Here is a 9,017-nt window from a genome sequence, read left to right as displayed (position 1 = left end):
TTGGGGATTGGGTGGCTGTTAGGCCGTCATCGCTGGCAAGCCAGCTCCCACAGAAGGCAGGATCAAGATCAGAAGATCGCAGCCTTCGGCAGCTCCTGCATTTGGATTGCGCTGGGCTTTGGTTAGCTGAGCACTACGACGCCGCCGGGCAGTTCGGTGCATTTGACGCCGTACGCATCGCGGATCAGCAAGGCGACTCCGGCGAGTTGGTCGAGGTTGAAGCGGGCCTGGACGCGGCGTTGGCCGAGTTCGCGGTTGAGCAGCAGGAGCATGCCGGGGCGGTAGCGGTTGATTTCGTCGATCATCTGGCTGAGGGTCGCGCCGTTGAACACCAGCACTTGTTGGCGCCAGTTCATCACGGCGGCGGTGTCGACGGTTTGCACGTTGCCGATTTGCCGTGCGTCGTAGGTGACTTGCTGGCCGGCTTCGAGGCGCAGGTTGCGGCCGTCGATGGCGACGTCGACCGCGCCGTCGAGGCAGGTCACGCAGACTTGCTGGTCGGTGTTGCGCAGGTTGAAGCGGGCCTGACTGGCGCGCAACCACCCTGCCCCGGCCTGCATCGCCAGCGGCAGGCGTGCGGTTTGCACTTCGACTTCGCCACTGACCAGTTCAAAGCCCTGCACACCGTTTTCGACGCTGCGCTGATTGATGCGGGTCTGGGTGTTGAGTTCGAGGCTGACGCCTTGCGCCGGTTCGACCCGGCGCTGCTGGCCGACTTCGGTGATGTAGTCGGCGCCCAGCCCTTCGAAGCCACCGGGAATGGTGCCGCGCACCAGCAGGAATGCGGCGGATGCGGCAATCGCACCGCCGAGAAATGCCCGTCGACCGAAGCCGCGTCGGCCCTGCAACGCTTCGGCGGCCGGTTGCAGGTGATGCCACAGCCGCTTGGCTTCTTCGAAGGCCCGGGCGTGTTCGCCGCTCTGCGCGCACCATTCGCGCAGGGCGCGGGCGTCGGCGACGGTGGCGCGGCCCGAGGTCAGCAGGATCAGCCAATCTTGGGCTTCGCTGTGCAGAAACTCGGTGGCCGAAGGCTCGGCGGGTTTCAGTCGAAAGATGTTCAAACGCGCAAATTCTCAACGGATTAATCGGGTCACTATTCGCTAGACGGTTTTCCGGCCCCGCGACCGAACCGCTGAAACACTTTTCTTTCAAGTTTCGCTGCGCAGAAGCCCAGCGCGGCTTTGATTTCCTTCTCGACCATGCGCGTGGAAATGCCGAAACGCTGGGAGATTTCCAGGTGCGGCGCCTCTTCCAGCCGCGCGGCGATGAAGATCCGCCGACGTCGTGCGGGCAGTTCGTACAAGGCGCTGAGCAGCGCCTGCATCTCCTTTTGCCCGCCGACCACCCGCGCCGGGTCGAGGGCCTCGTCGCCCAGTTGCAGCAGCTCTTCGACCTCAGTACCGGTGAGCAGGCGCGCATCGGCCTGACGGCGGTCGGCGGCGATGTTCAGGGCCATGCGATACAGGTAGGCGTTGGGCTTGAGCAGGTTCGGCGGGGTCTCCATGCGATCGACCCGCAGCCAAGTCTCGTGCAGCACGTCATTGGCCAGGTCCTCGGAGCCGAGGCGGCGGCGCAGGCGCACGCGAAAATCCTCGTAGGAGCTGAGGAACAGCTGGCCCATCACGCTTTGTCCGGCGTCTTTCATCCCCCGGAAACTCCTTCCCATCTCGTGCATTCCATGCGTTTCCCTGACGACTCCGGTAACAACAGCAACGTGACCGGCTGGCGCAAGGCGCTGGGCGTCGGCCGATCGATTGTGAGGTTGCGAAAACTTTCCACCAGCGCGTTATCGCGCCGTACATCGCCGGTCGAAGTGACCAACCGGTTGTGCTGCACCACGCCGTCGCGCCCGACCCACACCTGCAACACCGCGCGATAACTGCCCGGCCGGGTCATCGGCGAACGGCACAGCTTGCGCTCGATCGCCGCTTGCACCGCCGTCGCATAACTGCGGTTGACCGCGACAGCGGCCGGCGTGGGTTTGTCCGTCGGCACTGGCAGGTCTTCCACTTGCGCCGCTTGCAGGGTGAACGCGTCGGCGCGGGCGTAGCGCGCCATCAACCCGGTGCCGCCGAGCAGATGGCGCAAGGCGTCGGCGGCGGTGAATTCACCATCGACGGCGAGGGAGCGACGGCCCCGGCTCAACTGGCTGTCGACCAACACCGCGACGCCCGTGGCGCGGCTGTATTGATCCAACGCCCGGGCCAGCTCCTGCGCCGGGATGTGCAAGGTCATGCGCATGTCCGCCGTTGCCGGATCAGCCTCGGCTGCGCTGGCCAGCAGACCGAGCAGCCACCCCAGACCCGCGCGGCGCACAAGCGTCGCCGAGCGCTGAAGACTGATCCGCGAACTGCCTCGCTGCACGACTGGCGCACCCCTGAAAATCGCTATCCTGCGGGGCATTTATGACTCTGGTATGACGGGCGGTGCAAAAAAACCATCACGGGTTTTGCCCCGCGCTTGCACTAGACTCAAACCCAGAACGGCCCAATCGGGCGGGCCAGGAGGCGGACATGAAAACGCGGTGGATGTGGGTCTTGCTGATGACGGCGGGCGCAGCGCAGGCGGAGGAGCCGCTGGGCTGTGTCGAGGTCACGGTCGGCGGTTACAAGGCGCCGAATTACGATTGCCTGAGCCAGCAGATGGGCAACAATCCCGACGGCGCGGCGGCGGCGCAGAAGAACATGGAAGGGTTGAATGTGCCGGTGCACAAGCGACCGCCGAATCAGGTGGGGCTGGCGACACCGGCGGCGACCAGTACGCGGATGGGCAATACATTTGGCACCTCGGTGAAACCGCAGCGGCCGGCGAATTAGGCAAGATCTTTCGATCGTTCCCACGCTCCGCGTGGGAATGCCTCAAGGGACGCTCCGCGTTCCAATGGGACGCAGAGCGTCCCGGGCTGCATTCCCACGCGGAGCGTGGGAACGATCAGATTAGGGCGATCTTTTGATCTTCAGTCACTCGGGGTCTGGCGGAAACTCACTGCCAACCGATTCCAGCTGTTAATGGTGCTCACCGCAACCGTCAAATCCACCAGTTCGCCTTCATCAAATTGCTCGCGCGCTTGCTGGTAGACGTCATCCGGCACGTGACTTTCGGCCAACAGCGTCACCGCCTCGGCCCAGGCCAGCGCCGCGCGTTCGCGGGGGTTGAAGAAGTTGCTGTCGCGCCACACCGCGATCGCGTAAAGGCGCCGATCACTCTCCCCGGCTCGCCGCGCGTCCACCGAATGCATGTCGGTACAGAACGCGCAGCCGTTGAGCTGCGAGGCGCGGATTCTGATCAGTTGCAGCAGCGGCGCTTCGATACTCAGGTTGCTGGTCAGCGCCTCCATGGCAAGCATCGCTTTCATCGCCTTGGGCGACGCGTTGTAGTAATCCAGACGCAGGGACATGGCGCGGCTCTCGGCAGGCGGAATAATGAGTTCACGGTAAGGGCTGTGCGGGCTGTGTTACAGCCCCAATTCCACGAATTTCGGCTGCACCACTGAACCTCGGCCAAACGCAATACCTGTGGGAGCGAGCTTGCTCGCGAAAGCGGTTTCCCAGACAAATATTCATCCACTGCACCACCGCCATCGCTGGCAAGCCAGCTCCCACAAGGTTTAACGTCGTTCACAAGATTTGTGCACGCCGCAAAAACTGTGGGAGCTGGCTTGCCAGCGATAGCGGAGTGTCAGACAACGAATCTGTTCAATGACACACCGCTTTCGCGAGCAAGCTCGCTCCCACAGGGACTTGCGCCAATTTGCGGTTTTTACGCCACGCAACTACTGCCAAAAGCCCAACGACGCTAATCTGACCGACACTTCACTCAACACCCGGGAGCCTCGTCGGTATGGAACTTCATGTCGTGATCAACGGCCGCAAGGATCTTGCCGGTCAGTTGTATCAGCAGTTGCGCGCGGCGATTGAATCCGGGCGGTTGGCGGCGGGTACGCAGTTGCCGCCGAGCCGCTTGCTCGCCGAGCAATTGGGCATCTCGCGCAAGACCATTTCCGACACCTATGCGCAGCTGACCTACGAAAATTTCCTCACCGGGGTGATCGGCAAAGGCACCTATGTCAACGCCCGCCCGGCGCAGGTACAGCGCAAGCAGAGCCACACCGAGCTGGCCAGTGCCGAGGTGATCGAGAGTTGGCGCAATCTGCCGGTGTTCCTCCGTCACCCGACGCTGGAAGGTTCGCTGCGCTACGACTTCATCGGCGGCGCCACCAGCAAAGGCCAGTTCCCCCACGACGACTGGCGCCGCTGCGTCGCCCATGCGATGCGGCAGATGGCGCAGTCGAAAGGCTTCTACAGCGTCGCCGAAGGCTTGCCGGCACTGCGCAATGCGATCGCTCGGCACATCGCCTTTTCCCGTGGTATCAACTGTCAGGACGAGGACATCGTGGTGTGCAACGGCGCGCAACAGGCGCTGGACCTGATTGCTCGCGTGTTGACCCGCCCCGGCAGTCTGGTAGCGATGGAAGATCCCGGCTATCCGCCCGCGCGCTTGTTGTTCGGCACGCACGGCGCCGAAGTGGTCGGGGTGCCGGTGGATGCCGAGGGTATTCAGGTCGAGCAGATTCCCGATGGCACGCGGCTGATTTACGTCACGCCATCGCATCAGTTTCCGCTGGGCATGGCGATGAGTCAGGCGCGCCGCGAAGCGCTGCTCGCCCGTGCTCATGAACTGAGCGCGATCATCATCGAGGATGATTACGACAGCGAATTCCGCTACGAGGGCCGGCCCACCGATTCGCTGTACAACCTCGATCAGCGCGGCATCGTCGCCTACGTCGGTACCTTCTCGAAAACCCTGCTGCCGGAGTTGCGCCTGGGCTACGCGATCCTGCCGCCGTCGATCATCGAAGCGGTGATTCGCGCCAAGCAGTTGACCGATCTGCACGCCTCGACCCTGCCGCAGTGGGCGCTGGCCAAGTTCATCGCCGAGGGTTGCCTGCTCAAGCACATCCGCCGCTGCCACACGATCTACGCGCAACGTCGCGAACGGATCCTGGAGCGCATGGCGACGGATCTGGCGCCATGGCTGCAAGCCGTGCCGGCCAGTGCCGGGTTTCACATGGCGGTGCTCTGCAAGGTGCCGGTCGATTTGCCGCTGGTCATCGAGCTGGCGAAAAAGGTCGAGGTCGGTCTCTATGCGATCAGTGGTTTCTACTACCAGCAGCCGGCGAAAGAAGGCCTGTATTTCGGTTTCGGCGCCATCGAAACCCTGGACATCGACATCGCCCTCGATCGCCTGCGCGACATCCTCGAACAGCTGTCATGAGCCGTTGGTATAAGGCTTTTACCGCCGATTGGTTATTGGTGATTCACGGCGGCAGGCCTATTCTGCACAGGCGTTATCCCTCAATGAGCAGGATTCGTCCGGCCTGATTCAGGAGTGTGACCAATGTCCAACGAAGTGATCAACACGGTTGAGATCAAGGCTGTTGCGGGCCGCTCGGAAGAGCTGGGCAAGCAATTGCAAAAGATCGTCGACACCTTGCGCGAAACCCCGGGCTGCGATTCCTACCTGGTCGATCGCTGCCCCGAGGACAGCCACCGCTGGACGGTCAGCGCGCGCTGGCAGTCGGAAGCGGCGATGCAGGCGCATTTCAACCGGCCCGAGGCACAGGGGTTTATCGACCTGATCGATAGCCGCCTGGCCAATAGCGTGGATTTCAACAGCTTTCCCATCGTCTGATATGCCCCATTCGCGAGCAGGCTCGCTCCCACATTGAAATGCGATCAACTGTGGGAGCGAGCCTGCTCGCGAAGGCGATTTGCGCCGCACCGAAATCCTTCCGAGGCCAATTGGTCACCCCATCTTCGCGAATATTGGCCGTTTGAACCGGCCACATTGCGGCCTACTGTGATTACACCACAACCCTCACAGGTAACCCGCCATGAAAGCCCTGCCCCTCTTCGCCGCCGCCCTCGCCTTCAGCCTGTCTGCTTCGGCAATGGCTCACGACCCATCCGAGAAAGTCACCGTCCTGCAGGAACAACTGCTGAAAAACGCCCCCGGCAAGAAAGCCATGATGATCGAAGTCGATTACAAGCCCGGCCAGTCTTCGATCGCACACAAACACGAGGGCACGGCGATGGCTTACGTGCTCGACGGCGAGGTGATTTCACAGGTGAAGGGCGAAAAAGCCATCACTTACAAGAAGGGCCAGTTCTGGTACGAGCCGGCCGGTTCCGAGCATCTGGTGTCGAAAAATGCCAGTTCGACCAAGCCTGCCAAGTTGCTGGTGTTCATGGTGCTGGCCCCGGATGAACAGGTGCTGATCCCGCTGGAAAACTGATGGCTGCCTGATCAGCCATAAACGAAAGGCGCGAATCGAGCATTTGCGCCTTTTTTATTGCCTTGGGGCATTAACTGCAAACGCTTAAAGCCAATAAAACTAACCGCGCAAAGGTTATTCAGCCAACGGTCAGGCCGGCAGGTTTACCCTGAATATCCGCCGATATCTTCGGCCCGTGCACACTCATCGACAGACCTTGTTTCACGGGAGAAACACCATGAAACCTGCGCTTCCCGCCCTGCTGGCGATTTCCGTTTTGCTGCTCTCTGCCTGCTCTGTTCCCACGGCCCCGCAAGCGGTGTCATCCCTCGACACGCTGCTGCCGCACCCGACCGGTCGCAGCGCTGCCACTTTGGTCAAGAGCGGTCCTGGCGTCTCGCTAGGCGCGATTTACAGCCCCGGCACCCAGGCCAATCGGCAATACCTGCGCGAGTACCAGACGAAGGCCGGCACCGGTTTTGGTCAGAGCCTGCTGGTGCAGCCGATCCACGACGCCTACGTCGCCAGCTCCAGCCCGGATCGCGCGGTGCAGTGGGTCAACGCTTCGCTGCAACGCCAGTTCGGCTCGGTGACGGTGTACCCGGACATGCAAAGCCTGCGTGCCGCCAAGCCGGATGTGGTGGCGATCGTCGATACCCATAGCCAACTGATCACCTCGCGCAGCTCGGATATCCGCGCGGATGTCAGTGCCGATTTCTACGATGCGCAATTGAACTACATCGGCACAGCGAAGGGCTCGCAGGCGCGGGAACTGACGCCGGTGTGGGCGGACTTCAAGCGCTCGGAAGAGATCGTCGCGGATATCAATCAGCAGGAGGAATTGCAGTTGGCGGCGTTGCGCGAGTTTGACCGTTCGCTGAGTAATCTGGTTGTGCGGCCGGAGGACAAGGTGTCGATGCTCGAGGGTAAACCTGCTCAACAGTTGTATTGAATGTAAATACCTCTTCGCGAGCAGGCTCGCTCCCACATTTGGAATGCGAATCCCTGTGGGAGCGAGCCTGCTCGCGAAGGCGCCAGACCACACACCACAAAAACCCTCAGACATTAAACCCCCGCCAAGACTGGCCATCCCTTCTTCCAAATCCACAATCATCCCCCGCTGTCCACTGTCAGGTCTGACAGTGGACAGCTTGGCCGCAACCTCCCCTAATACCAGCACTGCGTTGATTTGGCCGGTGCATATCGACTGATCGCTTTACGCAACAACAGCGTATTCGAGGAGCAGATCATGACTGGAGCCAAAACACCCGGCGTGCATAAACTGGACCCCACTTTCGGCCCGCGAAAAAATGGCCTCACCTGGTTCAAATTTCCCGAGCATGAAAATGGCTCGGCCGAGGGAATCACTGTCGCGCCTGACGGCAAGCTGTTAATCGCCGGCCATGTCGGTAACAAGTTCTCCATTGTGCGATTGAACGCAAATGGCAAACAGGACACTTCGTTTTCAAAGGACGGCGTAGCCAGCGGTATCTTCGCCCCTGGTTACAGATCCTTTGGCGGCAGTGTCACCATTCTTGGGAACAAGAACCTATTGCTTGACGGTTTCTTTTATCTACATGAAAAGGCACAGGCGCAGCGCGGCCTGGCAATGTTTCGCAGTGACGGAACGCCCGACACCCGATTTGGCGATAACGGCGTAAAACTCGTTGATCCGATTCCTTTGCCTGTCCTCATCCCTCCCGACATGCAACCGAGGCAAAACCGGACCACGGCAGCCGACTTGAGTGGCCGTTCCATCGAACTGGACAATGGAAAACTGATGGTATTGAGCAACCATCGATATTCCGTCAATGACCAATGCGGCCTTTTGATCAGGCTGCAAAGCAACGGCGATCTGGATACTACCTTTGGTAAAGGTAAGGGATACGTTGCGATTCGATACCTTGCGAACTTCACGTGGACAGGGCCAATGATCCGACTCCACGATGGCAGATTTGCCATCGCAGGAAACGTTTCAGGCAATTTCGGCTATCGCGCAATGATTGCCCTGTTCAGCGCCGAAGGTGAGCCCGTCCTTGAGTTCGGCGACAAGGGTTATGCGCTGTTTGACGACCTGGACACCTTCAGCCAGATAAACGCACTCGTCGAAATGCCTGACGGCAATATTGTGGGGATCGGCAGCGCTACCGACGAATCATATGTCAGCAAGGGTGTGCTTGTTTGCGTCAATCGCAAGGGAGACTTCGTTCAAGGCTTCAATCAAGGCAAGCCTGTCCAGACATCTTGGCCAAACGCCCGTTACGGCATCCAGTGGACTTCCGGCAAGCTGCGAGATGGCGGGCGCATCATAGTGCTTGCCAGCACACACGGCGAAGAAAACTCCGAAATTGTCATTGCTCAGTTCAAATCGGACGGACGTCCAGACGATTTTGCGGATAACGGTGTGCTTGTCATCAATCTGACCAACGTTCTCGACATGGGAGAATCCATAGCTCTCCAGAACAATCGGATTGTCGTATCCGGAACTTCATTGCCCTATCCTGACGGCGTGCGCTCCTTCGCCTTCCGCTGCGCTGATACGTTCTGAATGACAGACAAGAAAAAGCCCCGCCTCTTTCGAGAGCGGGGCTTTTTCATTCAGCCACTATTTACGCCAGTTCAAGCTCGGCATTCGCAGCAACCGCAGGCACGATGACTTGCCCGCTCAACGCCAGATCCAGCAGTTCGCGGTTGGCCACCGCGTACATGGCGTAGTCCGTACCGCTCGCAGCACGGATTTCCA

Annotated in this window: 10 protein-coding genes; 6 read left to right on the top strand and 4 right to left on the bottom strand. The window is 60.5% G+C overall.

Annotation, left to right across the window (positions count from 1 at the left end):
* Positions 1–122: 122 nt before the first annotated feature.
* Genes D6877_RS13550 through D6877_RS13540 form a run of 3 tightly spaced genes read right to left on the bottom strand, consistent with a single transcriptional unit; the run spans position 123 to position 2,364 of the window.
* Positions 123–1,061, bottom strand: a complete 939-nt coding sequence (locus D6877_RS13550) for a DUF4880 domain-containing protein (protein ID WP_130911122.1) — start codon at positions 1,059–1,061, stop codon at positions 123–125.
* Between the two features lie 32 nt (positions 1,062–1,093).
* Positions 1,094–1,645 carry an RNA polymerase sigma factor gene (locus tag D6877_RS13545; RefSeq protein ID WP_122698125.1) on the bottom strand — a complete coding sequence of 184 codons (552 nt, stop codon included), beginning with the start codon at positions 1,643–1,645 and terminating at the stop codon, positions 1,094–1,096.
* The gene (locus D6877_RS13540; RefSeq protein ID WP_178083679.1) at positions 1,642–2,364 is read right to left on the bottom strand and encodes a secretin and TonB N-terminal domain-containing protein; all 723 of its coding nucleotides are present in this window, start codon (positions 2,362–2,364) and stop codon (positions 1,642–1,644) included. The genes D6877_RS13545 and D6877_RS13540 overlap by 4 nt, the downstream gene beginning before the upstream one ends.
* A gap of 149 nt (positions 2,365–2,513) precedes the next feature.
* Between D6877_RS13540 and D6877_RS13535 the strand changes: the two genes are divergently transcribed.
* The gene (locus D6877_RS13535) at positions 2,514–2,816 is read left to right on the top strand and encodes a hypothetical protein (protein WP_130911120.1); all 303 of its coding nucleotides are present in this window, start codon (positions 2,514–2,516) and stop codon (positions 2,814–2,816) included.
* A gap of 140 nt (positions 2,817–2,956) precedes the next feature.
* On the opposite strand, the gene D6877_RS13530 is transcribed toward D6877_RS13535, so the two are convergent.
* Positions 2,957–3,397 (bottom strand): carboxymuconolactone decarboxylase family protein, encoded by a 441-nt coding sequence (locus tag D6877_RS13530; RefSeq protein WP_130886981.1) that lies wholly within the window; start codon positions 3,395–3,397, stop codon positions 2,957–2,959.
* A gap of 443 nt (positions 3,398–3,840) precedes the next feature.
* Between D6877_RS13530 and D6877_RS13520 the strand changes: the two genes are divergently transcribed.
* The 5 genes from D6877_RS13520 (at position 3,841) to D6877_RS13500 (ending at position 8,822) form a co-directional block, all read left to right on the top strand.
* Positions 3,841–5,274 carry a PLP-dependent aminotransferase family protein gene (locus D6877_RS13520; RefSeq protein WP_130911119.1) on the top strand — a complete coding sequence of 478 codons (1,434 nt, stop codon included), beginning with the start codon at positions 3,841–3,843 and terminating at the stop codon, positions 5,272–5,274.
* A 123-nt stretch (positions 5,275–5,397) separates the two neighbouring features.
* A complete protein-coding gene (locus D6877_RS13515) occupies positions 5,398–5,691 on the top strand; it encodes a putative quinol monooxygenase (protein ID WP_130911118.1) in 294 nt (97 codons plus the stop codon).
* 202 nt (positions 5,692–5,893) lie between these two features.
* Positions 5,894–6,295: a cupin domain-containing protein gene (locus tag D6877_RS13510; protein WP_130911117.1), complete on the top strand. Its 402-nt coding sequence runs from the start codon at positions 5,894–5,896 to the stop codon at positions 6,293–6,295.
* 217 nt (positions 6,296–6,512) lie between these two features.
* A complete protein-coding gene (locus D6877_RS13505) occupies positions 6,513–7,226 on the top strand; it encodes an ATPase (RefSeq protein ID WP_130911116.1) in 714 nt (237 codons plus the stop codon).
* A gap of 297 nt (positions 7,227–7,523) precedes the next feature.
* Complete coding sequence (locus D6877_RS13500; protein ID WP_130911115.1) at positions 7,524–8,822, top strand: hypothetical protein; 1,299 nt, start codon at positions 7,524–7,526, stop codon at positions 8,820–8,822.
* Positions 8,823–9,017 lie beyond the last annotated feature (195 nt).

The sequence above is a fragment of the Pseudomonas sp. Sample_9 genome (assembly GCF_004307535.1).
In the GTDB taxonomy this organism is placed as follows: domain Bacteria; phylum Pseudomonadota; class Gammaproteobacteria; order Pseudomonadales; family Pseudomonadaceae; genus Aquipseudomonas; species Aquipseudomonas mercuritolerans.
This window is presented reverse-complemented; position numbering and strand designations above follow the sequence as displayed.